Consider the following 26,831-nt stretch of genomic DNA (forward strand, 5'->3'; position numbering starts at 1 on the left):
TATCGCTGCCGCCGGGTGAAGTATTATGAGGGAGGAGGCGCCTCAGACCGGCGCAGTGACCCGGTCGAGCTGGCGAATCGTGAAGGCATGATCGTTGGTTTCACCCGCGGCGTGAACGGCAAGTTCCTGCGCGGCCCATTCGCGGGCCTCCAGCACCGGGAAGAAGGTGTCGCCTTCGACCTCGGCATCGACTTCGGTGAGGTAAATCCGGTCCGCAAAGGGAAGCGCCAGATTGTAGATCTCGGCGCCGCCGATGACGAAAACTTCGTCCTTGCCTTCGCGCGCGGCGATGGCGCGGGCCGCGTTCATGGCCGCCGGGAAGCTGGAATAGACGCGGGCAGCCGCAGCATCATAATCCCAATCGCGGGTGAGAACGATATTCTCGCGGCCGGGCAGCGGGCGTTTGGGGAAACTCTCCCAAGTCTTGCGGCCCATGATGACCGGGGCGCCCATGGTGGTCGACTTGAAGAACGCCATGTCATCCTTGAGCCGCCAGGGGAGCGCCCCTCCGGCACCAATGACCCGGTTGCGGGCCTGCGCGACAATCAGGCAGAGTTTTACATGAATAGACATATCGCTGTTATTATCTTTCGAATCTGTCCGTCAGGCGTTCGTCCCGGTACAAGCGCGCTTCCTCGCTCCTCCCCCATAGTTTAAGCAAGCACCCAACGCAGCGGCAACTGTATTAAATTGGATCAGCGGGGGAACGCTCATATATGTCAGACCTGATCGGAATATTGACCAATGCCCAGCCTCAGCTGATCGGTCCGGCGCTGTTCGCGCTGCTGCTCACATTCTGCGCGATCTGGTTCCTGAACGGACGGATCTGGGCGTTTATTTATGTGGCGCTGATTCCCTTTCTCAACTGGTCGTTCAGCGTGATTCCGCAGGCCGAAATCATCGCGCCGGGGGGCGCCTATCCACCTGGCGTGGCACTGCATCCGATGACGATGGTGACGGGTATGGTGTTCGTGATCCGCGATTTCGTGCAGCGCGAGATGGGGCACAAGGTGCTGATCCTGATGGCGATCGCCGTGGCGTGGTCGTTCTTCTATTCCTGGCCGGTGATTGCGATGGCGAGCGGGATTGCCTTCGCGGTTTCCGAATTTGTGGACTGGCTGGTTTACACCTTCACCAAATACCGGCTGTCGACACGCATTCTGATATCGAGCGCGCTGGCCTCGCCGGTGGATACGACCGTGTTCCTCTATGGCGCAGACCTTGCCCAGCAGATGCAGCTGGGCGCGGAGCCGGGCAACATGCTGCATCCGATAAACTGGATCGTTTTCGTCATCGGCAAGATGGTTGGTGCCGTGATTGTTTCACGGGTCATCCGCTACCGCGAAGACAAGGGCTTGATCTCGCCACATGAGGCGTAACTAATTTGTTCGTGGCTGTTCTCACACCTCTGGCGTGAGGCCGCTGTGCCTGCGCTTTGCTTGCGGGGATGGCAGATCAAGCGGTTGGGATGGCCCCGCCCCTTTTGGGGCGAGGCCTGATGGCGATTATTCGGTTTCGAGCAATTTCTGCTTGAACAGCAGGCCGGCGAGCGCAGCGCCGACCAGCGGGGCAATCAGGAACAGCCAGAGCTGCGAGATCGCGGCACCGCCGACGATGACGGCAGGGCCGAAGCTGCGGGCCGGATTGACCGACACGCCCGTGACCTGAATGCCAACAATATGGATCACCGCCAGCGTGAGGCCGATGGCGAGACCAGCGAGCATGCCGGGCGCAGATTTCTGGGTGGAGCCGAGGATCACAACCAGGAAAATGAAGGTGGCGACGACTTCGAAGACGAGCGCAGCAACGAGGCCGTATTCGCCCAGATAGCCAGGGCCCCAGCCATTCTGCCCAAGGCCATTGGCGGCGAGGTCGTACCCGGCCTTGCCCGAGGCAATGAGGTAAAGCACGGCGGCGCCGAGGACGGCCCCGATGAACTGAGCGATCCAGTATTGGATCATCGTGCCGGCAGACATGCGCCCGGCAATGAAGGCGCCGAAGCTGACCGCCGGATTGACGTGACAACCCGAGATCGGACCGATGCCATAGGCCATGGCGACAATGGCAAGGCCGAACGCGAAGGCGATGCCGAGCTGGCCGACTTCGCCGCCCGCCAGGACCGCCGAGCCGCAGCCCAGCAGGACAAGTGTAAATGTGCCGATAAGTTCAGCAATCAGGATTTTCATGGATACCCTCCCTGTAGGTCTGCGCTGCCGTAATGCCGCCCCAGACCTCGCTCAGGATGCAGAGCTTCTCAACCTGCAGCAAGCGCATTTCTGGGGGTTGCCAGATGCTGCAGTGGCCGCAACAGTCTGGACAACAAGGAGTTCTGCCGATGACCCGACTTGCCACCCTTCTGATGTCCGGCCTTCTGCTGGCAGCCTGCGGGCATACGTCCGAGCCTGGCCTGGCAGAGGCGGCGCCAGACGATGCCGTTCCCGGCATTGGAACGGGCGCCGATTACAAGCCGCGCATGGTGGCCCTGCCCTTCCGGCTGGACGTCACGATTTCGGCCGATGTCAGCCGGGCACTGGAGGCAGCCGGCCGCCCCCTGCAGGTGACGGCGAGCTATTATGGGAATGCACGCCAGACCGGAGACACGGTGGATTTGGGCACCGAAGAGCGGGATATCAGCCCGCGCGCGCAATCGATCACGCTGGCCGGTCGCTATGACGCGGCACAGGTGGCGCGGGAAGTGAGCGGCGATGCGCGGGTGCGCGTCAACGCCGCGACCGGCGGCGCGGGCGGGCCGCTGCTGCATTGCACAGAGTTTGAGGAATCCCTCTCCATCGCGGTCGAAACGGGCGGCTTCCTGCATTGCGAGCTGATCCGGGAGTAGCCTTCCGGTCGGGCTGGCAGTCCAGACGGCACCTAGACTGCGACGGGCGCCTTGATGTGCGGATGGGGGGTATAGCCCTCGACCTTGAAATCCTCGTATTCCCAGCTGAACAGGTCGGTCTTTTCCGGGTTCATCTGCATCACCGGCAGCTCGCGCGGGTCGCGGGTGAGCTGAAGCTCGGCCTGTTCGAGATGGTTGAGATAGAGGTGCGCGTCGCCCAGCGTGTGCACGAAGTCGCCCGGCTGCAGCCCCGTGGCGCGGGCCATCATCATGGTGAGCAGCGCATAGGAGGCGATGTTGAAGGGCACGCCGAGGAAGACATCTGCCGAGCGCTGGTAGAGCTGGCAGTTGAGCTTGCCGTCCATGACATTGAACTGGAACAGGCAGTGGCAAGGCGGCAGGGCCATATCGTTCACGTCTGCCGGGTTCCAGGCTGACACAATGAGACGGCGGGAATTGGGATTGGTGCGGATCTCGTCCAGAACCCATTGGATCTGGTCGATTGTCTTGCCGTCGGGCGCGGCCCAGCTGCGCCACTGCTTGCCATAGACGGGACCAAGATCGCCGTTCTCGTCAGCCCATTCATCCCAGATGGAGACGCCGTTCTCCTTCAGATAGGCGATATTGGTGTCGCCCTTCAGGAACCAGAGCAGCTCAACGATGATCGAGCGCAGGTGTAGCCGTTTGGTGGTGACCAGCGGGAAGCCTTTGGAGAGATCAAACCGCATCTGCCGGCCAAAGACGCCGATCGTGCCAACACCTGTCCGGTCACCGCGCTGGTGGCCATTTTCGAGAATATCTCTCAGAAGTGCCTGATATTGCAGCATGACCGGTCAGCCTCTCGATTCGGGTTGGGTCAGGTTACCAGAAGACTAACCCATCCGGCAAATTCGCGATCATGCACTCACCGTCCGGAAACCCAGACCTGCGATAAGGGCAGGATGGCCGGGGTGTATAGGGGGCAGTGTGGCCCTGGTTCCGGCCGTTTGGATGGGACAGAGGTTACGATGTTTTGGGGCAAACGGGACTTTGCGCGCGAGGAATCCGGCAACATTGCCATGATCGCCGCGCTGTCGATCATTCCGATCGTGACGATCGCCGGTTTCGCGATCGACTTCCAGGTGACCACGACCCAGAAAGCGCGCGTCCAGCAAGCTGTCGACAGCGCGGTTCTGGCGGCTACCAAATCCATGCAGGACGGCAAGGACCGGGCCTATACGCTTCAGGAAGCCAATGACTATTTCGCAGGCATCCTGAGCGACAATGGCAGTTCGGGCCTGACCTGCTCGCTCGTGGCCCTGACATATATCGAGGAAACCGAAGAACTGGAGGGGCGCGTCGGCTGTTCCCAGACGACAACGCTTTCCCAGATCGCGGGCATCCAGAAACTTTCCTTCAACGTTGCGTCCGCCGCCACATACGGCATCGGCAAACTCGAGATCGCCTTCGTGTTCGACGTTTCCGGCTCGATGGGATCGAACAGCCGGATGGAAAACCTCAAGGTTGCCGCCGTTGAAGCCGTCAATACGCTGTTGCCTGTAGAAGGCTATCCCGGCGACCCTGAAGACGTGCGCCTTGCCATGGTTTCCTATGACACCATGGTCAATGCTGGCCCCTATTTCAAAGCCGTGACGAATGTGGACCCGACACGGACATATTCCTATTACGGCAATATCTATGTTCGGACGACCTGCAGGACCTACCGGAACAATGGCAGCTGCCGGGAATGGAATTACGAATGGCGTGGCCCCTACAGCCGCAGCACCACCATCACGTCCACCTGCGTGTGGGAGCGCGAGGGCAGCGAGCGCTATACCGACGCCGGACCGGGCAGCAACCGCTGGCTGACACCCATCACCGCAACGTTTGATCCGTATAACGACAGATGGACGACCGATAACGGGACGAATACCTGGTGCAACTATGACCAGCCGGTTCCGCTGACCTATAATCGCCGCGACCTGCTCGACTTCATCGACGATATGCGCCCGATGAGCAACACGGCCGGTCACATCGGCACCGCCTGGGGCTGGTATCTGATCTCGCCGGAATGGAACAATGTATGGCCCAACGGCTCCAAGGCACTTCCCTATGACGAGCCGGACGCAACCAAAGTTCTGATCATGATGTCGGACGGTGAATACAACCAGGTGCGCCCCGGCAGCGGCAACCCGAGCTCGCCGACGCAGGCGCGCGCAATCTGTGACCAGATGAAGACCAAGGGTGTTGTGGTTTACACAGTAGGCTTCAACGCGCCGACCAATGGCCAGGCCGTTCTGGACTATTGCGCCACCAACCCGGCCTTCGCCTATCGCCCCACCAACGGCCAGGAGCTGACGGAAGCGTACAAAGCCATCGCCCGCTCGATTTCCGACCTCCGGATCTCGCGCTGACGGACAGGCCCTCATAAACTCCGCTTACGGACCGGACCAGAGACATGGCGCCCACGAAACGCCCTTCCCCTCTCCAGGCGCTTGCGCGCGCAGAGAGCGGGAATGTGGCCATGCTGGCCGGGTTCCTGATCCCCTGCATCCTCGCCATGGCGGGGATAGCGATAGACCTTCAGAACACGGTGCGCCAGAAATCCAAGGTGCAGGCGGCGCTCGATTCTGCCGTGCTGGCCGGCGCGCTGGGCCGGCAGGCCGGGAACTTGCCGCAGGAGGTGGTGCTCGACGTTCAGGGGTATGCCGCCAGCCTGCTGGAAGAACAGGGCGGCGGCCTCGATTGCGAGCCGGTGAGCGTCACCTTCGACGAAGCAAATTATGACATCTATGGCCGGGTTCGCTGCCGCCAGAAGACATATATATCCAGCCTGATCGGACATGACGAACTGACGTTCAATGTGCGCTCGACCTCTACCTATGGTGTGGGCCAGCTCGACGTTGCGTTCATATTCGACGTGTCCGGATCAATGAACAGCTACAACCGGCTGGCGCAGCTGAAAGTGGCGGCAAGCGCTGCCGTCGACGAGTTGCTGCCCGACAATCAGCAACGCGACGGCTCCGTACGCCTTGCAATTGCCAGCTACAACCACTCGCTCAATGCCGGCCCGTATCTGGATGAAGTGACCGAGACTGTGACACTCTCCGCTGACGGATCGAACTCGACCGCGCAGAGCCGGTATAGCAGCCACAATTCCAAGCGGATGGTCGATGCCGCAACCGGACGACGCTTCTTCTATTTTCAGAGCGGCACCTGTTCGAGCTGGAGCTGCGGGCGCAACTCGACCTGGACCTGGAGCGCGGCGCGGAAATTCTTCAGCGATACCGACCTTTCCGCCAGCTGCGTTTATGAGCGCACCGGGACGCAGGCGGCAACCGACGCCTTGCCGGGCGATGGCGCCTGGCTTGGCACAGGCAATCCGCGCTGGAACTTCTCAGCTGGCAGCCCCAGCAAATATGATGGCTGGCGGAACATCGAGAACAATGGCGCGACCGGCTACGGTGTCGGCGCCTATGAAGGCCGCCACGGCACTTGCATGCCTTCAGGGCCTGTGCCGCTGACGGACGACAAGATTGCCCTCAAAGCGCATATAAACAGCCTGGTCGCCGAAGGGGGCACAGCGGGTCATCTGGGCATCGCCTGGGGCTGGTATCTGGTGTCGCCGGAATGGGCCTCGATCTGGCCGGTCGCCTCCGCGCCCCTGCCCTACAGGGAACCGCAGACATCCAAGGCCGTGATCCTGATGACCGATGGCGACTTCAATATCGAACACCCGACCGCCACCAAGAGCTCCTTCCGCCAGTCGATGGACCTTTGCGACAGCATGAAGGCCTCCAGCCGCCGCATCCAGATCTATACAGTCGGCTTCCAGGTGCCCTCCGGGGTACAGCGGACGGGCGACGGGCGCACGATCCTGGAATATTGCGCGACCTCGCCGGCCCATGCCTTCAACGCCGATAATGGCGAGGAGCTGATCGAAGCCTACCGGGCAATCGCCCGCTCGATTTCGGACCTGCGCCTGAAACAGTGAAGACGGCCATTGCAGCCACCGCGCCGGGCTGGCAGACGGGGCGCATGTTTTCCTGGATCCCCAATGCCCTGACGATTTCGCGCTGTGTGTTTGCCGGGCTTGTCCTGTTCGGCGCCCTCAAGGCGACGGGCTTCGACGCGGTGCTCGCCGAGGCCGGCATGGCCGATCTCGAGCGCCAGCGCTCTGCGGCGCTGCAGCAGCTCTGGTACCAGTTCACCCTGCTGGCATTCATCTCCGGCATGCTGACCGACTTTCTGGACGGCTGGGCGGCGCGCACCTTCAAAGCGGAGAGCCGGTTTGGCGTGTGGCTGGACCCGATTGCCGACAAGCTGCTTGTGGGCGCGGCGCTGATCACGCTGAGCCTCGCGCTGAAGACCTGGCTGATCTACATCCCCGCTGCGCTGATCCTGGCGCGCGATGTGTTCATGACATGGCTGCGCACGCGGCCTGAAGCGGCGGGCGTCGTCGCGCCATCGAACCTTGCCAAATGGAAGACCGCGATCGAGATGATGGCGATTACCGGCCTGCTTCTGCCAATGGCGATGTGGCCGATGCCGGAGACCGTTTCCGAAGTCGGCCTGCTGCATTGGAGCCGGGTGTATGCCGCGCTGCTGGTGTTGGGCTTGTGGGTCGCTGCAGCGCTCTCGCTGTTCACCGGCGGGCAGTATGTGATGGCAATCAAAGGCGGCGGAAAACGCTGAAGCCCGGATACGAAAACGCCGGTCTGGGGAAGCAGACCGGCGCTGACGTCGATGGGCGGGCTTACGTGCGGGAGAGTGCGCGGCCGCCGATTTGCAGGGTCGTCATCATGGCGGGAGGGGATGGCCCGACATGTGCCCAGATTACGCCTCAATCATTAATCCCGGCTTAATGCCAGGCTTTCGGACAATTAACCTAAAATCTCAGGGCTTTCCCGATTGTGCCCGGCTTCAGCCACATTCGGGGTGAACTTCTGGGCGCATGAGCCAGCGCCGCCCGAAGTATCGCCGCCGTCCGAGGCCGAACATTCTTGCGATCCTAATCGCAATGCTGGGCTTCCTTTGCCTGCCGGCGCTGTTTGCCTTTGCCCATTCCGAAACCGTGCCGGAAACCGCCCGCTCGCGCGCCGCCTATACCGCGCAGGAGGCGCTGCTGAAGACCGCGCTTTCGGAAAAAGGGCTGGCCCTTGGCAGCCCGGTGTTCCTGCAGGTAACGAAGGAGCCGGCCCAGCTCACCGCTTATGTTCAGGACACAGAAGGCCGCTTCCAGCCCTTCCGCAGCTGGCCAGTCTGCGCCGTTTCAGGCGGGCTGGGGCCGAAGATGCGTGAGGGCGACGGACAGGCGCCCGAAGGCTTCTACGCGATCAAGCCGGGCCAGATGAACCCGGCCTCCAGCTTCCACCTCTCCTTCAATCTCGGCTATCCCAACGCCTTTGACCGGGCGAACGGGCGCACCGGCAGCTTCCTTATGGTGCACGGGGCGTGCGCCTCGATCGGCTGCTTTGCGATGACAGATCCTGTGATCGAAGAAATCTGGACACTGATGGAAGCGGCGCTTGAGAAAGGGCAGACTTCCGTGCCGGTCCACATCTTCCCCTTCCCCATGACTGAGGCGAATATGGCCGCCCATTCGTCAAGCGAGCACGCCGCCTTCTGGCAAAGCCTGAAGCCGGCCTGGGATGCCTTCGCCAACAGCGGCAAGGTGCCGACCGTGAGCGTTCTCAACGCGACATATCAGGTACGGTGAGCCCAGAAGGGCGAGACAGGCAACCCGCCATAGAGTTCCTCGAACCGCATGCGGGTGCCCTTGTTGATGCCTTCAGGCGGGGCATTCGGATCAACCCAGGCCGTCTCGGCGATCTCGCCCAGCGAAGTGGCCTTCACAGGTTCCCAGCTGCCCCAGGGCACGCGGTAGAAGATCACGTGATCATTCGGGAAGTTGTGGTGGTTGGAATAGATACTGATCAGGCGCGGCTCTGAAATCAGGCGGACGCCGGCCTCTTCCACCAATTCCCGGTGAAGGGATTCCAGCGCCGGTTCGCCCCGCTCCACCCCGCCGCCGGGCATATACCAGCCCTTCACATAGGTATGGCGCACCATGAAGACATGGCCGGCCTCATTCTCCACAGCGGCGCGCACGCCGAGCGTCATCGGCCGGCTGAAGCGAAACCAGGACTGGAAAATACGGGTACGGATCTTGGACACTTGCGGGATTATCCCGGAACGAATTCAGATGCCTTGTATCCTTGGAAAAACAGCGCCGCCGTCAAGTCCGTATGGCGGATGGAACCGGCCGCTTCAGCCGCGACGACCGGCTTGGCCCGGTAGGCGACGCCGAGGCCAGAGGCGCGGATCATGTCGAGATCGTTGGCGCCGTCGCCCATGGCGATGGCGTCTTCCGGGCCTGCGCCGAGGGCGGAGGCGGCTTCAAGGAGGGCTGCGCGCTTGGCTTCGCGGCCGAGGATGGGGCGGCCGACTTCGCCTGTGAGCGCGGCGCCATCGTCGATCAGCGTGTTGCCCTGATGACTTTCGAAACCTGCGCGTTCTGCCACGCGCGCGGTGAAATAGGTGAAGCCGCCGGAAACGAGCAGCGTGCGTGCGCCATGCGCCTTCATGGTGGCAAGCAGGGTGCGGGCGCCGGGATTGAGGGTGATGCGCTCCTCCAGCGTGCTGGCCAGCGCGCCGAGCGGCAGACCTTTCAGCATGGCGACGCGTTCGGTGAGCGCCGCCTCGAAATCCAGCTCGCCGCGCATCGCGCGCTCGGTGATTTCTGAGATCTTGGATTTGAGACCCATAGCATCGGCGATTTCGTCGATGCATTCCTGGCCGATGATGGTGGAGTCCATGTCAGAGATGAGGAGGCGTTTGCGACCAAAGCGAGCCGCGGGCATCACGGCGGCATCCACCGGGCCGGCTGCTTCGATGGCGCGGCGCAGCTCGGTTGCCCCCTCCCCGCTGGCCGTGAAGGGCAGGAAACCGGCATTGAGGGGATCACCATCAGCAAGAGACACCCAGTCTCCCGCCTCACCGCCAGCCGTCTTTACAGCCGATGCAGCCAGGCCCGAGAGGCCAATATCTGCCGCACCCGTGACGGCCACCAGAACCCAATCCATCGTCATGCCGGAGGCCCTCTTTGAAGCTCGCCGTCTCTAGGTGGCTTTTCTCAAGGCCTGCAAGTCCTTAGTTGTAGTGGATGCACCCTGCGATCCTGATTCATGGCCCGACTGCCAGCGGAAAGTCCGCCCTTGCAATAGAAGTGGCGCGCAAGCTTGGCGGCGAGGTAATCAATGCCGATTCCATGCAGGTTTACCGTGACCTGCAGGTAATTTCTGCCCGCCCGACCGAAGAAGAGATGGCCGGCGTGCCCCATCACCTGTTCGGCTATGTCGACGCCGGCACCCGCTATTCGACCGGCGAATGGCTGGAAGCGGCGCGCGGAATCCTCAAACGCCTGCAACGCCAGAACAAGCGGGCGGTGATCGTGGGCGGCACCGGGCTCTATCTTCTGGCCCTGACACAGGGCCTTTCCGACATTCCGCCCGTGCCCGACGACATTCGCGCTGAAGTGAAAGCGATTGCCGAGGCGGAAGGCGCCGACGGCCTGCGCGCCCGGCTGATGCCGCACGATCCGGAGCTGGCAGAGCGGCTGGGCACCGGGGACAAGCAGCGCCTGGCGCGGGCCTATGAAGTGTGGTTGGCGACCGGGCGGCCGCTGAGCGACTTCCAGAATGAACGCCAGCCACCCGTGCTGAAAGACGGCGAATGGGTCGGCTTTGCCCTGACCCCGCCGCGCGCCGCGCTCTACAAGAAAATCGACCGGCGCTTTGAAGGCATGCTGATGCAGGGGGCTATGGCGGAGGCGCGCGCACTGGTCGCACGCGATCTTGATCCCGAGCTTCCGGCTATGAAGGCCCATGGTATGCCCTGGATTGCTGCCTTTGTGAGGGGCGAAATCAGCGCCGAAGAGGCCGCTGAGAACGCCAAACGGGACACAAGGCGTTATGCCAAAAGGCAATTTACCTGGATCGGGCGCCAATTTCCCTTCTGGCCACGCATTCCTTCGCCAGAGATTGCAGATCGCATGAGGGTTATTTTTGCCCTCTATCGTGAGATTGACACAGCCACCGCGGAAGATTATTCCTGAGCGCCTGTATTTGAGGAAACGCAGAGTGCGCGCGAATAGAAACGTAGTAATCCTTAAGTGCCCGTAGCTGCCCTTCGACCAGGCAGTTGCGGGTGCGCGTACAAAAGGGCTTCCTCCGGAGGCCCTTTTTCTTTTGGCCGAACCACCGCCCTCCCACTGAAATGACCCCCTCCGGAAGCTGAAGCCCATGAACACGAAGACCAAGGCCAAGCCCGCCGCCGAACCGGCAGCACACTCTTCCACCCCGCGCACGATGACCGGCGCCCAGATTGTCGTGGAAGCGCTTCGCGAGCAGGGCGTAACGGAGATGTTCGGCTATCCGGGCGGGGCCGTTCTTCCGATTTACGACGCGCTCTACACGGCCAACGACATTCGCCACATCCTGGTGCGCCATGAACAGGGCGCTGGCCATGCCGCCGAGGGCTATGCCCGCTCCACCGGCAAATGCGGCGTGGCGCTGGTGACCTCCGGCCCCGGCGCGACCAATATGGTGACGCCGATCACCGACGCGATGATGGACTCGATCCCGATGGTCGTGATCACCGGACAGGTGCCGACCCACCTGATCGGCACGGACGCCTTCCAGGAATGCGACACGACGGGCATCACCCGCACCTGCGCCAAGCACAACTATCTGGTGACCGATGTGAACCAGCTGGCCCGCACGATCCATGAGGCATTCTACATCGCCACGCATGGCCGCCCCGGCCCGGTTGTCATCGATATTCCGAAGGACATCCAGTTCGCCACCGGGCCTTATGTGGGCAAGGAAGGCATCTACAAGCCCACCTATGTGCCGCAGACCGAACCGCAGCCTGAAGCGATCCGGGCGGCCATCGAGCTGATGCTGAAAGCGCAGCGCCCGGTATTCTACACCGGCGGCGGCGTGATCAACTCCGGCCCGCGCGCCACTGCCCTGCTGCGCGAGCTGCAGGCAGCAACGGGCTTCCCGGTGACCTCGACCCTGATGGGCCTGGGCGCCTTCCCCGCCTCCCATGCCGACTGGCTGGGCATGGTGGGCATGCATGGCAGCTTCGAAGCCAACAACACGATGCATGACTGCGACCTGATGATCTGCGTCGGCGCCCGGTTTGACGACCGGGTGACGGGCCGGATCGACGCCTTTGCGCCGCATTCGAAGAAGATCCATATCGATATCGACCCCTCTTCGATCAACAAGATCGTCCGCGTCGATGTGCCTGTGCTGGCCGATTGCGCGAGCGCGCTGGAGGCGATGCTGAAGGAATGGAAGGCCCGCAAGGGCAAGCGGCCGGACCTCTCCCCGTGGAAGGAACAGATCGACACCTGGCGGGCGCGGGACTGCTTCTCCTATGCAGGCTCCACAGAGGTGATCAAACCGCAATACGCCGTCGAGCGCCTGTATGAGCTGACCAAGGACCGCAATTCCTACATCACCACCGAAGTGGGCCAGCACCAGATGTGGGCCGCGCAGTTCTACCGCTTTGACGAGCCCAATCGCTGGATGACTTCCGGCGGGCTCGGCACCATGGGCTATGGCCTTCCCGCCGCCGTTGGCGTGCAGGCTGCCCATCCCGATGCCCTCGTGATCGACATCGCCGGGGAAGCGTCCATCCAGATGATGATGCAGGAACTTTCCACAGCCGTTCAGCACCGCCTGCCGGTGAAGGTGTTCATCCTCAACAATGAGTGGATGGGCATGGTGCGCCAATGGCAGGAATTGCTGCATGGGGAACGCTATTCGCACTCCTATTCGGAGAGCCTGCCAGACTTCGTGAAACTGGCCGAAGCAATGGGCGCTTATGGCATCCGGTGTGACAAGCCCGAGGAACTCGACGCCAAGATCGTCGAGATGATTGACCATAACGGCCCGGTCCTGTTCGATTGCCGCGTGGAGCGGGCAGAAAACTGCCTGCCGATGATTCCGTCGGGATCAGCGCACAATCAGATGATTCTCGGCGAGATAACGGGTAACGAGATCGGAGAGGCGGGCCGGAAGCTGGTCTGAGGCCTCGCCGATCTGCACCGGAGCACGGGTTATCATCATGGACGCGGCAAGCATCTTTGACTGGCTGAAGGGGAATACCGAGATCATCATCGGTATTCTCTCGGCGATCGTCGCAGCGATCAGCGCGCTGATTGCCCGCGGCGAGACAAAGAGACAGCGCAAACTGGCGACCGAACGCCTGCGCCAGAGCATCGATGCGGCGAGCCTAGAATGGGGCGGAGCCGCCATCGACGTGCTGGTACGGTGCGCCACGTTCGTCCGCACGCGCCACATGCACGCCAATGACGGCGCGTTCATGGCCGCCAAGACGAACATGCTGATCATGCTCTCAACCCTTGTGGACCGCGGCCGGATGTTCTTCCCCAACATCGACCCGGATGGAAAAGGCATGGAAAAGGAAGGCGCCTATCGCGGCTCCCGCCCGCCAATTCTCGATGCATTGATGTTTGTCTATCACGAACTGGAAGCCGTACCGCGCGAAGGCGGGCTACCATCGGAAGACTGCGGCGAGTTCATCGACGAATGCCGCCGTCTGCTGGTTTCCGAACTGCAGGCGCATCTTGACCCGCGCCGCCTCGACGAGGTGGTCGAGCGGTATGACGAACGATCCAAGGAAAACAGAGCCGGCGCCAGGGAACGATCGGGCGCGCTGCGTGGCAAATTGCTGACCCGGCGCCCCAATACAGCCCTTGATCGCGGCTTTGCAAGCAACAACACACCGGAGCGCCCTCAATGAGCGATGGAAACATTACGCCCGGCCAGTCGCCGAAATCCGCCTACTTCCTCTCGCACGAGGATGAAGCCGTGGAGAAACGCACGCTGGCCGTTATCGTCGACAACGAACCCGGCGTCCTGGCCCGCGTTGTCGGACTGTTTTCCGGACGCGGATACAACATCGACTCCCTTACGGTGGCGGAGGTGGACGCGAGCCAGCATCGCTCGCGCATTACCATCGTGACACAGGGTACGCCGCATATCCTGGAACAGATCGAAGCTCAGCTACTGCGCCTTGTTCCGGTGGCGGAAGTGTTCGACATCACCAATTCCAAGCGCGGCATTGAACGTGAGCTGGCCCTTGTGAAAGTCGCAGGGAGCGGCGAAAAGCGTGTGGAAGCACTGCGCATCGGCGAGATCTTCCGCGCCCGCGTGATCGACACGACCAATGAGAGCTTCATCTTTGAAGTGACCGGCGCCTCGGAAAAGCTCACCCAGTTCATCGACCTGATGCGCCCGCTCGGCCTTGTCGAAGTGAGCCGCACAGGCGTCCTTTCAATCAAGCGCGGGAAGGAAAAGGGCTGATGTCCCCTCGCCCGGTCTTTGCGGCATGCCTGCTGGCGGCCCTGCCCTTCGCGGCAGCGGCGCAGCCGGCTGCGTGCCCGCCGCTGGTCAGCGACCAAGCGAGACTGGATTGCGACCTCCTCCGCGCAAAGACCATTTCCGCTGACGGCGAACGCCTCTTCGGCCCCGCCGCTGGCGAATGGCTGACAATCGTCGACACCGGCAGCCCCAGCGGCTTGTCCTATGTTTACCAGGTAACCGAGGAAAAGCCGTATCTACTGCTCGAAGCGCGCGCCATTCCAGGGGACGACAGCCAAAGCACGACGCCGGCCTGCCGCCTGAGAACGACACTGCCGCTCGATACGGCAGACGCCATCAGAGCGGCGACAGCCAACCTGATCTCCAATCCGCCGATGGGCTATGGTTCGCGTGAGGAGGTCCGCCTGAACCCGGACGGTTCGCGGAGCATTCGCCTTATCGTCGACAGCCGCGACATCGTAACCCGCATTCAAACCGGTGACGCCGTCTTCAGTTTTTCGCGGCTCGCAAGCGCGACTGACGAAGTCACCCATCTCAACAATCTCGTTATCGGCGTTGCCAATTTCAGCAGTGACTGGAATTGCGAAAGCCGTTGACCTGACATCCCCCTCCCTCAACTTCCATCCACCGGAGCGTACGCAAAGCCCATGAAAATCTACTACGAAAACGATGCAGACATCACACTGATCCAGAAGCTGAAAGTGGCCGTTGTCGGCTATGGCAGCCAGGGCCACGCACACGCGCTGAACCTCAAGGATTCCGGCGTGAAGGAAATCAAGGTGGCGCTGCAGGAAGGTTCCGCTTCGCGCAAGAAAGCCGAAAGCGCCGGCCTAGAAGTCGTTACGCCGGCTGAAGCGGCGAAATGGGCCGACGTGCTGATGATCCTCGTGCCTGACGAAAAGCAGGCCGTTCTGTATGCCAACGAAATCGAACCGCACCTGCGCGCGGGCCAGCACATCATGTTCGGTCACGGCTTCAATGTGCACTACAACCTGATCCGCCCGCGCGCCGATGTCGACGTGTCCCTGTCGGCCCCGAAAGGTCCAGGCCACACGCTGCGCGCACAATACCAGATGGGCTTTGGCCTGCCGGGCCTCATCGCCATCCACCAGGACGCGACCGGCTCTGCCCAGGCAGTCGCCCTCTCCTACTCCAAAGCCATCGGCAACACGCGCGCCGGCGTCATCGAAACGTCCTTCCGTGAAGAAACCGAAACCGACCTCTTCGGTGAGCAGGCCGTTCTTTGCGGCGGCATCGTCGAGCTGATCAAGGCTGGCTATGAGACGCTGGTGGAAGCAGGCTACGCGCCGGAAATGGCTTACTTCGAGTGCCTCCACGAGACCAAGCTGATCGTTGACCTGATCTATGAAGGCGGCATCGCCAACATGAACTATTCGATCTCCAACACGGCCGAGTATGGCGAATACGTCTCCGGCCCGCGCGTCGTGAACGCTGAAGCCAAGGCGAACATGAAAAAGGTTCTCGAAGACATCCAGAACGGCACGTTTGCCCGCAACTGGGTTCTGGAAAACCAAGCCGGCGCGCCGGGCTTCAACGCCATGCGCCAGCGCATGAACGCGCATCCGATCGAGGAAGTCGGCGAGAAACTTCGCGGCATGATGCACTGGGCGCAGAACGACCGCCTTGTGGACAAGAGCCGCAACTAGGACTGGCTGAATACCAATATGAACAAACGATCTTCGCCTCAGGCAGGCTTCACGCACCGGATTGCGGTGCCTGCAGATGAGGCGGAGATCAGCGCCCTGATGGATGTGGCGATCAGCGAATTGCAAAAAGGCTTCCTGAGCCCGGAACAAATCGCTGTGTCCCGCACCATCATGGGGCTCGACCGGAGGCTGATTGCCGACGGCACCTATTTCCTGATTCACGACATTGAAACTGGCGCTCTTGCTGCCTCTGGCGGCTGGAGCCGCCGCGCTACGCTCTATGGCGGTGACCACACAGCATCCCAGCGCAATGACGCGCAGCTTCGTCCGGGAACGGACGCGGCCCGTATCCGTGCAATGTATACCAACCCCGCCTTTACGCGCCGCGGGTTGGGCAGAATGATCCTGTCCCTATGCGAAGAAGCCGCCCGCAAGGAAGGCTTCGACCGGCTCGAAATGGGCGCAACGCTGGCCGGCGTACCGCTGTATGAAGCGTGCGGATACCGCCTGATCGAACATACAGTGGGCGCCTCTGTTGACGGCGTCGACGTGCCCGTTCTGCGGATGGGCAAACAGATCGCCTGACCGATCAGGGCTCCGCCGCACGGTTCAGGTCTACCGGGCCTTCGACCCCCGGCAGCCTTCCTTTCATCGAATACTGCCAGATGGCATGTGGCAGAGAGGGCGGCGCGTCGAGCGAGCGTACCCAGAGCGGGTAGCGGTCAAACCCCTCCCCCTCGATCCATTCGGTGTGGAAAGCTGGCGTCGTGTAAATGACGGGTACGGAACGATACTCTTCCTCGATCGTGACGAGGAATTCCCGCAGGCCTGCGAGCGCCTCTGCCCGGCCCGCCCGCGGCGCGCAATTATGCGCATGTTCGAGATCAACCGCCGGCGGCAGCGCATCTGCGCGCACCTCGACCTGGCGGATGAAGTTCTGCGCCTGGCGGCGCCCATCCTGACAGAGCAGATAAAAATGGTAGGCGCCCGTCTTCCAGTGGTGGCGCACGGCGCCCTGCCAGTTTTCCTGAAAGCGGGTGTCGACATGGCCTTCGCCCTCCGTCGCCTTCAGGTAAACAAATGCCCTCCCAGAAGTGGAAAGGCGCGGCCAGTCAACCGGACCATTATGATGCGAAAGGTCGATCCCTTCTGCGCCTGCGGGCAGAATAGCCGGCGGCGCGCTTGCAGGCGGTAAACTTGGCCCGCAGGATGCAAGGATCGCCAGTATTGCCAGAATGAGGCCGCAGAGAAGCAGCCGGATCATCCGTCTGCCTCATGCAAGGCTGTCTCATTTTGGATCACTTGACGCACATGGACCTCAAAGCTGGGTGGAAGAGGAAGAAACAGGATGGCAGCCGAAAAGCCAAGAGACATGGCCGCGACCGCACCGGCGCCAACCAGAGTTGCACCACCAAGCGGGCAGCTCAATGTCATTTCGGCTGGATGCCGCGTCGTCGGCAATCTGACATTTTCCGGTTCCCTGCGCCTTGGCGGCGAAGTTGAGGGCGACGTAATCTGTGACGGCCTGCTGACAGTCGATGCCGGCGCCCAGATAAATGGCCGGGTCCGCGCCGGAGAGATCACCGTGATGGGAAAGATCATTGGCGAGATCGTCGCGGTCCGCCGCATCGAGGTGGGCCGGGGCGCGCATGTCGAAGGGTCAGTCTTTTCCCCATCGATGCTGGTTGAAGGCAACGCCAGGGTCGATGGCGACCTGCTGATCGCGCCAGAACGGTCGCAGGCACATATAGACCGCGCGAAAACCCTTGTGCTGCTTAAACCTGCAGCCCCTTCGCCTGCCGAAACAGGCACCAGCCAGGCTGGCTAGTTGCTGCGCATGTCGCGCATACGCTCCATGGGGCGGTCCTCGGGATTGAAAGCGCCCAGCTCACGCACACGCGTGCAGGCCCACTCATATTCCTTTTCGCACGCCTCGTTCAGCGCGTTGGTACCCTTGTGCACGTCCTTTGCGCCGCCGATGCCAACATACGCCATGTTGCCCCAGGCAGCGCAGCCGCTGACTTCGCCATAATCACATGCCTGTTTATAGAGGCGGCGGCCTTCAGCAGCGTTGGCTGTGACGCCGCGCCCCTGGACCGTGAGATAAGCCAGACCCGCACAGCCGCGACCATCCCTGGCAGCGCAGACCTTCTTGTAATTAGTGGCGGCGCCGGAGAAATCCTGGCTTCCGCCAAGCCCCTTTCGCTGCGCCTCAGCCAGCTCGTAACACGCCTGGAACTCGTTAGACGCGCATTTTTGCTGAGCTTCGTCGCGCGCGGCTTTATGTTTCTGGAAGTCAGTCTCGGCCTGCTCGAAAGCAATTTCAGCCTGCGTCCTTTGTGTACGCTGGCCGAGCCCCTGCGCCGCCGCCGGAAGGGTCAACGCGGCGCTCATCAGAACTGCGCCCAGCAGCATGAGTCTGGTTTTCATGATCTGGTCTCCCTGAACTTCCAAGTCTTTCTAGAGGCAGATTTAGGCAAGGCTGGGGCACGGCGCCAGACAGATTGCAGTAGCCGCCCCCACTCATCGCAGTTAACCTTCGGAAAAACACGAAAGCACGCATACGGGGAGAAACAGACATGGCGGCAAAAGATCAGGTACCTCTCGGCTCCGGATTTCCGGCGAAGAGCACGGCGCAGGAAGTCGTGAAAGGCATCGACCTTTCGGGCAAACACGCGGTTGTGACCGGTGGGTATTCCGGTATCGGCCTGGAAACCGTGCGTGCGCTTGCCGGCGCTGGCGCCAAAGTGACTGTGCCAGCCCGGCGGCCCGACGCAGCCAAAGAGGCCCTTGCCGGCATTCCCGGCGTGACCGTTGCGAGCGCAGACCTCGCTGATGTCGCCAGCGTGCGCCGCTTTTCTGAAGACTATGCCAAGGCAAACCCGAAGCTCCATCTTCTCATAAACAATGCCGGCATCATGGCCTGCCCGCTGAACCGCATCGGCCCCGGCTGGGAAAGCCAGTTCGGAACCAACCATCTAGGCCATCTGGCGCTGTATCAGGGCGTGCTGCCTTCCCTGCGCGGCGCTGGCGGGGCGCGAGTGGTCGCCCTCTCCTCGACCGGGCATATCCTGTCGGATGTGATCTGGGACGATCCCAACTACCAGACCCGCAAATACGACAAGTGGGAAGCCTACGGACAATCCAAATCCTCCAACGCGCTTTTTGCCCTGGGCGTCGACATGCGCGAAAAAGGCAATGGCATCCGAGCCTTCTCCGTCCATCCGGGCGGCATCTTCACCAACCTTCAGCGCCACCTGCCTAACGAAGAGATGGTAGTGCTCGGCTGGAAGAACCCGGACGGCACACTGCCGGAACGCGTGAAAGCCTCCTTCAAATCCCCGGAGGAAGGCGCCTCGACAACCGTTTGGGCGGCGACATCGCCAAAGCTTGAAGGCCGTGGCGGCGTCTATTGCGAAGATTGCGATATCGCCCAAGCGGCCACGCCGGAGAGCCAGCGCTATCAGCATGCCCGCGAATGGATCACGGACGAGGCCCGCGCCGAGCGCCTGTGGGCCATGAGCGACACTTTCCTGGCGAATGCATAAACCCCTGCCGGGCTCTGATTGACGCTTTCCCGCTTTCAGCGCACGAGAGCCGCCATGAGCGAAACAGACGTTCCACAACAAGCCCGGCCGGGATCGCGCCGCGCCATCCTCCTGGGGCTGTTGCTCCTGGTGATTGTTGTGGGCGTGTTCCTGGCAGGCAAGGCCGGGTTGCTGCCGGATTCAGATACAGTCACCAACTGGATGCGGGAACTCAATCACGGGCCATGGGGGCTCGTGGCCGTGGTTGCCGTATTCTGTGTCGCGGCCTTCGTCGGCCTGCCACAGTTTGCGCTGATCGCGGCGGCGGTTGCCGTGTTCGGCCCGTGGCAGGGCGCCGCCTATTCCTGGATCGCCAACATGGTGTCGGGCGCAATCACCTTCTGGATCGGCCGGGCCGCCGGCGAGCAGGCCTTCCGGCGTTATGCCGGCAAGAGCGCGCAGCGCCTGTCCCGCTTCGTGGGCCGGAACGCGCTGATCGCCAGCGCGGTTGTCCGCAACGTACCAACCGGGCCGTTTCTGCTGGTGAACATGGCGTTTGGCGTCAGCAATGCGAAGTTCCGGGACTTCTGGATCGGCATGGGCATTGGCACCATTCCGAAGATCGCGCTGGTGGCCTTTGCGGGACGCAGCCTCATGGCCGCGCTGCAGGGGAATATCGGCATCGCCATTCTGGCCGCGATTGCCGCCGCCGCCGTCTATGCAGGCGGATATTTCTATTTTAGGCGCAAAGGCGCCCGCAGCAGGCAAATTCTACCGCCAGAGACGGCCACAAAGGTTGACAGCGCCGCCGAGGCTGGTGAATAGAATGCCCATGCGCAAAGTTCTGCCCCTTCTCCTGCTGCTTACCGGCCCCTGGCCGGGGACGGACGCCCAGGTCTGAGGGCAGCCGCGCGGCCAGGGGATTTGAGAAAAAGAACCGCTTTTCTTCCCTCTACGCTCCCGAGCCACGCGAAAAACCATGACCTCTCAAGACACTGCTGCGAAATCCGCAAAGAAACCCAAGGTATTCATTTTCGACACCACGATGCGCGACGGCGAACAATCGCCCGGCGCCTCGATGACCCATAATGAGAAGCTGGACCTCGCCAGCGTGCTCGAAGAAATGGGTGTCGACATCATCGAAGCAGGCTTCCCGGCTGCTTCCGATGGCGACTTTGCCGCCGTTGCTGCCGTTGCGGCCCAATCCAAAAGCTCCGTGATCTGCGGCCTCGCCCGCTCCACGCCGACCGACATCGACCGTTGCGGAGAAGCCGTCCGCAAGGCCGCGCGCCCGCGCATTCACACCTTCATTTCCACCAGCCCCGTGCACATGAAGCACAAGCTGAAGATGGGCCCGAACGCCGTTCTCGAAGCGGTCGGCCGCTCTGTGGCCCAAGCCCGTAACCTGGTGGACGATGTGGAGTGGAGCGCCGAAGACGCAACCCGCACCGAATTCGACTTCCTCTGCAAATGCATCGACGCAGCGATCGCGTCGGGCGCCACCACGATCAACGTGCCTGACACCGTGGGCTATTCCCACCCGGAAGAATATGGCGCACTGATCCGCCGCCTCATCGAAAACATTCCGAACTCGGACAAAGTGATCTGGTCGGCCCACTGCCATAACGATCTCGGCCTCGCTGTGGCCAACTCGCTGGCCGGCCTCTCGAACGGCGTGCGCCAGATCGAGTGCACCATCAACGGCCTCGGCGAGCGCGCCGGCAACGCCGCACTGGAAGAAGTCGTCATGGCGATGAAAGTTCGCGGCGACACCCTGCCCTATGAGTGCGGCATCGATACCAGCTATCTCGCCCGCGCCTCGGGCATGGTGAGCCGCATTACCGGCTTTCCGGTGCAGTATAACAAGGCCATCGTCGGCAAGAACGCGTTCGCTCATGAAAGCGGCATCCACCAGGATGGCATGCTGAAAAACTCCGAAACCTATGAGATCATGAAGCCGGAAGATGTCGGCGTCGCGAAATCCTCACTGGTGATGGGCAAGCTCTCTGGCCGCAACGCCTTCCGCGACAAGCTGGAATCGATGGGTTACTTCCTCGAAGGCGATGGCCTCAACGACGCCTTCAAACGCTTCAAGGATCTCGCCGACCGCAAGAAGCACGTCTTCGATGACGACATCATTGCTCTCGTCGACGAGCAGCTGGCCGCAGAGGGCGAGCGCATTGCGTTCAAACGCCTGCGCGTCGTTGCCGGCACAGATGGTCCGCAGACGGCAGAAATCGATCTCGTGATCGATGGCGAAGAAAAATACGCCATCGCGCGCGGCAATGGCCCGGTAGATGCTGTATTCAACGCGATCCGCCAGCTGGTGCCGCACACGGCCGTGCTGGAGCTTTACCAGGTGCACGCCGTCACCGGCGGCACGGACGCGCAGGCGACGGTCTCGGTTCGTCTCAGCGGTGATGACATCATGTCCACCGGCCGCTCATCTGACCCCGACACGCTGGTTGCCAGCGCCAAGGCTTACCTGCACGCGCTCAACAAGTTTGAAGTGCGCAAGTCGAAGCGGAAGGCGGCCTGATCAGCCGCCGTCGCGTTCCCCGAAGCCATCAGCGACCAGTGCGGTGATGGCTTCGACCGCTTCGTTTGCCTGAGGGCCTGAGCCCGTCAGCTCAATCTCGCAACCCATATGTGCGACCAGCATCAGCAGGTCCATGATTGAGCGCGCGTCTGCCATCTCGCCTTCATGGCGCACGATGACCTTGGCGTCATACTCGGCGGCGAGCTTTGCAACCTTTGCTGAGGCGCGGGCGTGCAGGCCCTTGCGGTTAACAATCGTTACGCGGGCGGAGGCATCGGGCGCTTCAGTCGTCATCAGGGAAGCCGGGCCAGAAGTTCAGACGCGATGGTCACATATTTCCGACCACCTTCAGCGGCGGCGTGAGCGGCCTCATCGAGGCTCAGCACTTCGCGTACTTCCGCCAGTTTAATCAGCATCGGCAGGTTGGCGCCCGAAACGATTTCCATCGGGACGCTGCCGCGAATGGAGAGAACGAGGTTTGACGGCGTGCCGCCAAACATATCAGTCAGCACCACAACGCCGCGCCCGGCATCGCAGGCTTTGACCGCAGCGAGGATCTGCTCGCGTTTCAGATCGAGATCGTCATCGGAATCGATAGAGACTGCGCGCGCACGCCAAAGGCGACCCACGACATGCTCCGCTGCCGCGACGAGCTCGTGGGCCAATCTACCATGGCTGACAACTACAATGCCGATCATACCGCTGCTGGGCTGTACCCTGAACGTTACACTGCGGTCACGTTGTCACGATGCTGCGCCGCGTCAAGGCGCATTCGGCTGGAAGCGGGATTGTTTCCTCAGCCGGTGTGGCCGAGACCCAACACATCATTCATGTTGTAGAGACCCGGCGCCTGCTTCACAGCCCAAGCCGCCGCATGCAGCGCGCCTTCGGCGAATACAGACCGATCAAGTGCCGTATGGGAAAGGCGGAGCAGCTCTTTCTCAGACCCGAACATGACCTCATGCTCGCCAATCACACCGCCCGAGCGACGCACGGAAAAGCCGATCTTACCTGTCTCGCGCCTTGCGTCCGCCCCGTCATAAGGTGCGGCGCGCAGCTCGCCCAGCGGCGCGCCCCTGCCCTCGGCAGCGGCTGCGCCAATCATCAGCGCAGTGCCCGAAGGGGCGTCGACCTTCATTCGGTGATGCGTTTCAAGGACTTCAATGTCCCAGTCAGTGCCGAGGCGGCTTGCGGCAAGGCGGGTCAATGCCTCAAGCAAATTCACGCCTATGGAAAAGTTTCCCGCCTTCACAATGGCAAACCTTCCGGCGGCGGCTGACAGCGCAGTTTCTTCCTGTTCGCTGAAACCAGTCGTGCCGATCACGACAGCGCGCACAGGCGTAGAGGCGAGCTTTTCCAGCGCAGCGAGCGTTGCTTCAGGGCGCGTGAAGTCGATCCAGACGGAGGCGTCTGCAGCCGCTTCAGAAACCTCGCCGACCGGCTTTAGCCCGATGGCACGGCGCCCGGCGAGCAGGCCGATATCTTCACCATACACCTTGGCCGCGGCGACTTCCGTGCCGCCGGCCAGCCGGTACCCGCGATCAATGGAGACAGCGGCAAGCTGGCGGCCCATGCGCCCGGCAACCCCGGCAATGGCAACGCTCATGGCTTTCTCGGTCATTCTCTGTTCTCCGCGGCGGCGTCCGCCCTAGTCTGTTCCAGTTCTTCCTTGAGGCGCGAAAGCTCCCGCTCCCGCAACTCATCGGAAAAGGCGCTTGCAAAGACGCCCGCTGGCAATGCCACGACGCCAATGCCGGCAATCGCGATGATGCCCGCACAGAAGCGCCCCAATGGCGTTACCGGATACACATCGCCATAGCCTACAGTTGTTAACGTCGCCACCGCCCACCAGATGGAGCGCGGAATGGACGCAAACGCTTCCTGATGGCCGCCACCGACGCCTTCGACAAAATAGAGCAGGACGGCTGAGACATAGACAAGCGTCACGGCCAGGGCGAGCGACGTGAGAAGCAGCGAACTTGCCCGGCGCACCGCTGCGCCGAGCGCCTCAAATGCCGGGATGAAACGCGCAATCTTCACAAGCCGCGCAAGACGCAAGACCCGCAACACCAACAGGCTGTTTCCAGCCCCAATCAGCATAAGGACGAATTCTGGCAGGAAAGCGAGCAAGTCTGCGATCGAATAAAACTGCCCCATGTATCGCAGCCGGCCACGGAGACCACGAAACTGAGGATCGATGCCCGCACACCATACGCGCGCAGCATACTCGATGGCGAAGATAATGATCACGGCAACATTGAATATCCCGAAGGCTTGTTGCCAGCGCGGGATTGCCTGCAATGTCGGCTCTGTCTCCAGCGCCAGAAACAGGAAGCTGATGATGACGAGACCAACGATAAAAGCGTTGGTCAGCGAAAGACCGTTCCGGCGCGCCTCTGGCGCTAATGCTAGATAGAGCCGCCGTTTCAGTTCCATATCAGCCGTCCCCTGCTGCTTCTGGCGTTATCCTCTGAGTACGCCGCCTGTTCCCTTGGTAACGGCAGCGACGATCCGCTCCATCACCTGCTGAATCTGATCGTCCTTCAGCGCTTCCTTCGGCTGCAGGGTCACTTCGATGGCGACAGACTTGCGCCCCTCGCCCACATGCTGGCCCTGATAGACGTCAAACACATCGATTGCCGCAATCAACTGCTTGTCAGCCGACTGAGCATGGCGAACGATCTCACCCGCAGCAACACCCTGCTCCACCACAAATGCAAGGTCACGGCGGATCGGTGTCAGCTCGGCGCGTTCCAGCACAGATTTGGTCTTCGTTGCCTTGACCTTCATCACCGGCAGCGCGTTGAGGTTCAACTCGAACGCATAGGCTGGGCCATCAACGTCCAGCGCCTTGAGGAGGCCCGGATGCAACGCGCCGAAATTGGCGACCGTCATTTTCGGGCCGAGCTTGAGGCTCGCCGCCTGGCCGGGATGCCATTGCGGCTGGGTCGGCGCGCCAACCTGGAAACGATCCCCCGGCTGGCCGAGCGCAGCAAGCAGGGCGAACAGGTCAGCCTTGGCCGAATAGGCGTCATATGGCGCTGCGCGCCCCTGCCAGTGGCGTTCGGATGCCGGAAGCACGAGCCCGGCAATCACCGTGCGCTGATCTTTGGGACCATCGCCGAGATAGATCGGGCCGGCTTCGAACAGGCGCACCGTGCGTTCGCCGCGATTGCGGGCGCGCTGAGCCGCCTGCGCCAGATTTCCGAGGGCAGACGGGCGCATATAGTTGAGTTCGCTGGCGACCGGATTGGCAACAGCGAGCGCGTCTTCGGTCTTGCCGAACAGCTCTGCATGTTCCCGCGCCATGAAGCTCCAGGTGACAGCTTCAAGGAAGCCGCGCGCGGCCATGACACGGCGGGAGGCCGCCACGCGCGCCTGACGAGGCGTGGTGATGACACGGCGCCCCCCTTCGGGCAGCGGCAGAGATGTCGTCGGCAGCTGATCGAAACCGATCAGGCGCGCGATTTCTTCCACGATGTCGGCAGATTGCTCCATGTCGAAGCGATGCGATGGCGGCATCAGATACCAAGCGTCGCCCGCATCCTCGATATCGAATTCGAGATCCTTGAGGATGCGCTTCATTTCCGCCGTTTTGACGATGAGGCCGGTCAGGCGTTCAACGTCTTTCGGGTAGAAGGTAACCTTCTGCGTACGCACGGCAATCGAGCCGGCGATCTTCGCTTTGGAGACCTGACCGCCGCCATATTCAAGGATCAGCGCAATCGCGAAATTCAAACCATCGAGACAGCTTTGCGGGTCCACGCCGCGTTCGAACCGGTAACGGGCATCCGAATGAACACCAGTCGTCCGGCCCGTGCGCGCCGTGCGCAGTGGGTCGAACCAGGCCGACTCGATGAAGACATCAACCGTCTCAGCTGACACAGCGGTGGAGACGCCGCCCATGACCCCGCCAAGGCCGATCGCGCCGGAATTGTCCGCGATGACGCACATGTCTTCGGTGACCGTGTAAGTCTTCCCGTCGAGCGCTTCGAGCGTTTCGCCCTTCTTGCCAAGGCGAGCGACAACAGCCCCGGAGAGCTTCGCCGCATCATAGACGTGCAGCGGACGCGCGCGATCAAGCGAAATATAGTTCGTCACATCGACCAGCAGCGATTTCGGCTGGAGGCCGGCAGCCTTGAGGCGCGCCTGCATCCAGTCCGGTGACGGACCATTGGTGACACCCCGGATCAGGGCGCCGGCAAACATCGGGCAGGCTTCGGTCGCTTCCAGTTTGATATCGACCGGGCAGTCATAGCTGCCAGTGATCTTCTTGGGCTCGTTGCGCAGGAACCGCCCTGCCCCGGCCGCAGCCAGGTCGCGGGCAATGCCCTGCACGCCGAGCCAGTCCGGACGGTTTGGTGTCACTTCGAAATCGATCACCGGGTCAGTCTGGCCAAGCGCCTCAGCAGCCGGCGTGCCGACTTTGAAATCGCCTTCCAGATCGATGATGCCGTCATGATCGTCGCCGGCTTCCAGCTCCCGCGAGGAGCACATCATGCCATGGCTTTCGATGCCCCGGATGGCACGCGGCTTCTTGTCGAGCGCGAAATCGAGGCCGGGAATATAGGTGCCAAGCGGCGCATAGATCGCCGTCATGCCGGTGCGCGCGTTGGGCGCGCCGCAGACGATCTGCTTGATCCCATCGATTGTCTCGACCGTGCAGACGCGCAGCTTGTCCGCATCCGGATGCGGCTTCGCCTCGATCACCTTGCAAACCGTGAACGGCGCAAGTTTCTCGCGCGGATCGATAACTTCCTCGACCTCAAGGCCCGCCTTGAGCATCAGATCGAGAATCTCCTGAAGCGATGCCTTGGTGACAAGGTGGTCGTTCAGCCAGGAAAGGGTGAATTTCATCTT

Annotated in this window: 29 protein-coding genes; 17 read left to right on the forward strand and 12 right to left on the reverse strand. The window is 61.9% G+C overall.

What is annotated here, in order from left to right; genetic code table 11:
- Positions 1-42: 42 nt before the first annotated feature.
- Positions 43-573, reverse strand: coding sequence for a dihydrofolate reductase (locus tag K1X12_RS01550; protein WP_220985885.1), 531 nt, complete (start codon positions 571-573; stop codon positions 43-45).
- Positions 574-716: 143 nt separating this feature from the next.
- Between K1X12_RS01550 and K1X12_RS01555 the strand changes: the two genes are divergently transcribed.
- On the forward strand, positions 717-1,379 hold the full coding sequence (locus K1X12_RS01555) for a VUT family protein (protein ID WP_220985886.1): 663 nt from the start codon (positions 717-719) through the stop codon (positions 1,377-1,379).
- 126 nt (positions 1,380-1,505) lie between these two features.
- On the opposite strand, the gene aqpZ is transcribed toward K1X12_RS01555, so the two are convergent.
- Entirely contained in the window at positions 1,506-2,186 is a 681-nt protein-coding gene (gene aqpZ, locus K1X12_RS01560; RefSeq protein ID WP_220985887.1) for an aquaporin Z, read from the reverse strand.
- A gap of 149 nt (positions 2,187-2,335) precedes the next feature.
- On the opposite strand from aqpZ, the gene K1X12_RS01565 reads away from it, so the two are divergent.
- Positions 2,336-2,839 carry a hypothetical protein gene (locus K1X12_RS01565; RefSeq protein WP_220985888.1) on the forward strand — a complete coding sequence of 168 codons (504 nt, stop codon included), beginning with the start codon at positions 2,336-2,338 and terminating at the stop codon, positions 2,837-2,839.
- 32 nt (positions 2,840-2,871) lie between these two features.
- Here K1X12_RS01565 and K1X12_RS01570 read toward each other — a convergent pair whose 3' ends face one another.
- Positions 2,872-3,666: a thymidylate synthase gene (locus K1X12_RS01570; RefSeq protein ID WP_220985889.1), complete on the reverse strand. Its 795-nt coding sequence runs from the start codon at positions 3,664-3,666 to the stop codon at positions 2,872-2,874.
- Positions 3,667-3,846: 180 nt separating this feature from the next.
- On the opposite strand from K1X12_RS01570, the gene K1X12_RS01575 reads away from it, so the two are divergent.
- From K1X12_RS01575 to K1X12_RS01590, 4 genes are all read left to right on the forward strand, one after another.
- On the forward strand, positions 3,847-5,232 hold the full coding sequence (locus K1X12_RS01575; protein WP_220985890.1) for a vWA domain-containing protein: 1,386 nt from the start codon (positions 3,847-3,849) through the stop codon (positions 5,230-5,232).
- Between the two features lie 44 nt (positions 5,233-5,276).
- Complete coding sequence (locus K1X12_RS01580) at positions 5,277-6,812, forward strand: TadE/TadG family type IV pilus assembly protein (RefSeq protein WP_220985891.1); 1,536 nt, start codon at positions 5,277-5,279, stop codon at positions 6,810-6,812.
- A gap of 44 nt (positions 6,813-6,856) precedes the next feature.
- Positions 6,857-7,513 (forward strand): CDP-alcohol phosphatidyltransferase family protein, encoded by a 657-nt coding sequence (locus K1X12_RS01585; protein WP_220985892.1) that lies wholly within the window; start codon positions 6,857-6,859, stop codon positions 7,511-7,513.
- A 259-nt stretch (positions 7,514-7,772) separates the two neighbouring features.
- Positions 7,773-8,537, forward strand: coding sequence for a L,D-transpeptidase family protein (locus K1X12_RS01590; protein ID WP_220985893.1), 765 nt, complete (start codon positions 7,773-7,775; stop codon positions 8,535-8,537).
- Here K1X12_RS01590 and K1X12_RS01595 read toward each other — a convergent pair.
- Both K1X12_RS01595 and serB read right to left on the reverse strand, forming a co-directional pair.
- Positions 8,525-8,995 (reverse strand): NUDIX domain-containing protein, encoded by a 471-nt coding sequence (locus K1X12_RS01595; protein ID WP_220985894.1) that lies wholly within the window; start codon positions 8,993-8,995, stop codon positions 8,525-8,527. The two genes, K1X12_RS01590 and K1X12_RS01595, sit on opposite strands and share 13 nt — an antisense overlap.
- 8 nt (positions 8,996-9,003) lie before the next feature.
- Positions 9,004-9,903 carry a phosphoserine phosphatase SerB gene (serB, locus tag K1X12_RS01600; RefSeq protein WP_220988763.1) on the reverse strand — a complete coding sequence of 300 codons (900 nt, stop codon included), beginning with the start codon at positions 9,901-9,903 and terminating at the stop codon, positions 9,004-9,006.
- An 80-nt stretch (positions 9,904-9,983) separates the two neighbouring features.
- Between serB and miaA the strand changes: the two genes are divergently transcribed.
- The 7 genes from miaA to K1X12_RS01635 all read left to right on the forward strand — a co-directional run bounded on the left by miaA (position 9,984) and on the right by K1X12_RS01635 (position 16,490).
- The gene (gene miaA, locus K1X12_RS01605; protein WP_220985895.1) at positions 9,984-10,934 is read left to right on the forward strand and encodes a tRNA (adenosine(37)-N6)-dimethylallyltransferase MiaA; all 951 of its coding nucleotides are present in this window, start codon (positions 9,984-9,986) and stop codon (positions 10,932-10,934) included.
- 253 nt (positions 10,935-11,187) lie between these two features.
- Entirely contained in the window at positions 11,188-12,921 is a 1,734-nt protein-coding gene (locus tag K1X12_RS01610; protein ID WP_439649731.1) for an acetolactate synthase 3 large subunit, read from the forward strand.
- A 37-nt stretch (positions 12,922-12,958) separates the two neighbouring features.
- Positions 12,959-13,657, forward strand: a complete 699-nt coding sequence (locus tag K1X12_RS01615) for a hypothetical protein (protein WP_220985897.1) — start codon at positions 12,959-12,961, stop codon at positions 13,655-13,657.
- Positions 13,654-14,220: an acetolactate synthase small subunit gene (gene ilvN / locus K1X12_RS01620; RefSeq protein WP_220985898.1), complete on the forward strand. Its 567-nt coding sequence runs from the start codon at positions 13,654-13,656 to the stop codon at positions 14,218-14,220. Before K1X12_RS01615 ends, ilvN begins: the two co-directional genes overlap by 4 nt.
- The gene (locus K1X12_RS01625) at positions 14,220-14,834 is read left to right on the forward strand and encodes a hypothetical protein (protein WP_220985899.1); all 615 of its coding nucleotides are present in this window, start codon (positions 14,220-14,222) and stop codon (positions 14,832-14,834) included. Before ilvN ends, K1X12_RS01625 begins: the two co-directional genes overlap by 1 nt.
- A gap of 51 nt (positions 14,835-14,885) precedes the next feature.
- A complete protein-coding gene (ilvC, locus tag K1X12_RS01630; RefSeq protein ID WP_220985900.1) occupies positions 14,886-15,905 on the forward strand; it encodes a ketol-acid reductoisomerase in 1,020 nt (339 codons plus the stop codon).
- An 18-nt stretch (positions 15,906-15,923) separates the two neighbouring features.
- Complete coding sequence (locus tag K1X12_RS01635; protein WP_220985901.1) at positions 15,924-16,490, forward strand: GNAT family N-acetyltransferase; 567 nt, start codon at positions 15,924-15,926, stop codon at positions 16,488-16,490.
- 4 nt (positions 16,491-16,494) lie between these two features.
- Here K1X12_RS01635 and K1X12_RS01640 read toward each other — a convergent pair whose 3' ends face one another.
- Positions 16,495-17,169 carry a GH25 family lysozyme gene (locus K1X12_RS01640; protein ID WP_220985902.1) on the reverse strand — a complete coding sequence of 225 codons (675 nt, stop codon included), beginning with the start codon at positions 17,167-17,169 and terminating at the stop codon, positions 16,495-16,497.
- A gap of 108 nt (positions 17,170-17,277) precedes the next feature.
- Here K1X12_RS01640 and K1X12_RS01645 point away from each other — a divergent pair, with 108 nt between their 5' ends.
- The gene (locus K1X12_RS01645; RefSeq protein ID WP_220985903.1) at positions 17,278-17,733 is read left to right on the forward strand and encodes a bactofilin family protein; all 456 of its coding nucleotides are present in this window, start codon (positions 17,278-17,280) and stop codon (positions 17,731-17,733) included.
- Here K1X12_RS01645 and K1X12_RS01650 read toward each other — a convergent pair.
- The gene (locus K1X12_RS01650) at positions 17,730-18,335 is read right to left on the reverse strand and encodes a tetratricopeptide repeat protein (RefSeq protein ID WP_220985904.1); all 606 of its coding nucleotides are present in this window, start codon (positions 18,333-18,335) and stop codon (positions 17,730-17,732) included. The two genes, K1X12_RS01645 and K1X12_RS01650, sit on opposite strands and share 4 nt — an antisense overlap.
- Before the next feature lie 149 nt (positions 18,336-18,484).
- Here K1X12_RS01650 and K1X12_RS01655 point away from each other — a divergent pair, with 149 nt between their 5' ends.
- The 3 genes from K1X12_RS01655 to K1X12_RS01665 all read left to right on the forward strand — a co-directional run bounded on the left by K1X12_RS01655 (position 18,485) and on the right by K1X12_RS01665 (position 21,971).
- Positions 18,485-19,453, forward strand: a complete 969-nt coding sequence (locus tag K1X12_RS01655) for an oxidoreductase (protein ID WP_220985905.1) — start codon at positions 18,485-18,487, stop codon at positions 19,451-19,453.
- Between the two features lie 54 nt (positions 19,454-19,507).
- The gene (locus K1X12_RS01660) at positions 19,508-20,257 is read left to right on the forward strand and encodes a TVP38/TMEM64 family protein (RefSeq protein ID WP_220985906.1); all 750 of its coding nucleotides are present in this window, start codon (positions 19,508-19,510) and stop codon (positions 20,255-20,257) included.
- Positions 20,258-20,411: 154 nt separating this feature from the next.
- Positions 20,412-21,971 carry a 2-isopropylmalate synthase gene (locus K1X12_RS01665; RefSeq protein ID WP_220985907.1) on the forward strand — a complete coding sequence of 520 codons (1,560 nt, stop codon included), beginning with the start codon at positions 20,412-20,414 and terminating at the stop codon, positions 21,969-21,971.
- Here the strand turns inward: K1X12_RS01665 and K1X12_RS01670 are convergent, their stop codons facing one another.
- The 5 genes from K1X12_RS01670 to pheT form a co-directional block, all read right to left on the reverse strand.
- Complete coding sequence (locus K1X12_RS01670; RefSeq protein WP_220985908.1) at positions 21,972-22,265, reverse strand: HPr family phosphocarrier protein; 294 nt, start codon at positions 22,263-22,265, stop codon at positions 21,972-21,974.
- On the reverse strand, positions 22,265-22,669 hold the full coding sequence (locus K1X12_RS01675) for a PTS sugar transporter subunit IIA (RefSeq protein WP_220985909.1): 405 nt from the start codon (positions 22,667-22,669) through the stop codon (positions 22,265-22,267). Before K1X12_RS01675 ends, K1X12_RS01670 begins: the two co-directional genes overlap by 1 nt.
- A 98-nt stretch (positions 22,670-22,767) precedes the next feature.
- Complete coding sequence (gene dapB / locus K1X12_RS01680) at positions 22,768-23,592, reverse strand: 4-hydroxy-tetrahydrodipicolinate reductase (RefSeq protein ID WP_220985910.1); 825 nt, start codon at positions 23,590-23,592, stop codon at positions 22,768-22,770.
- Entirely contained in the window at positions 23,589-24,407 is an 819-nt protein-coding gene (locus tag K1X12_RS01685) for an ion transporter (protein WP_220985911.1), read from the reverse strand. The genes dapB and K1X12_RS01685 overlap by 4 nt, the downstream gene beginning before the upstream one ends.
- Before the next feature lie 27 nt (positions 24,408-24,434).
- Positions 24,435-26,828 (reverse strand): phenylalanine--tRNA ligase subunit beta, encoded by a 2,394-nt coding sequence (gene pheT, locus K1X12_RS01690; protein ID WP_220985912.1) that lies wholly within the window; start codon positions 26,826-26,828, stop codon positions 24,435-24,437.
- Positions 26,829-26,831: the final 3 nt, after the last annotated feature.

Origin of the sequence: Hyphomonas sediminis, assembly GCF_019679475.1 — a bacterium.
Taxonomy (GTDB): domain Bacteria; phylum Pseudomonadota; class Alphaproteobacteria; order Caulobacterales; family Hyphomonadaceae; genus Hyphomonas; species Hyphomonas sediminis.